The 372-nt window shown below is 59.4% G+C and carries 1 protein-coding gene; it reads left to right on the top strand.

The window, feature by feature from the left end:
* On the top strand, window positions 1-268 hold a 268-nt coding region (locus HNH97_RS13605; RefSeq protein WP_171791252.1), incomplete at its 5' end, for a type II toxin-antitoxin system YafQ family toxin.
* Window positions 269-372: the final 104 nt, after the last annotated feature.

The raw sequence follows: 372 nt of genomic DNA, 5'->3' as shown, positions 1-372 counted from the left end.
GCGCACGACGGCCTTCAAGCGTGATTTCAAACGGGTGGCGAAGGGGCCGCATCGGGCTGCCTTGGACACCGATCTGCGGCGAATTATCGAGCTTCTGGTGGTCGATGCGGCATTGGAAATCCGGCATCGCGACCATGCCCTGACAGGCAACTGGAAGGACTATCGGGACTGCCATGTGAAGCCCGATCTGGTGCTGATCTATCGCCTCATTGAGGCCGATCGCCTGGTTCTGGTGCGACTGGGCTCCCATTCGGAACTCGACCTCTAGCCTTCAAGGGAAGAACAGGCGGCTCAATCCCGGCGCATCAAGGAGTGCGCGCTTATACGTTGCCCTTCGGACAACGTGCGCGTGGTGTCGGGCGATCTATTTTT

Source organism: Gluconacetobacter entanii (assembly GCF_013155425.1).
Taxonomy (GTDB): Bacteria; Pseudomonadota; Alphaproteobacteria; order Acetobacterales; family Acetobacteraceae; genus Novacetimonas; species Novacetimonas entanii.
This window is presented reverse-complemented; position numbering and strand designations above follow the sequence as displayed.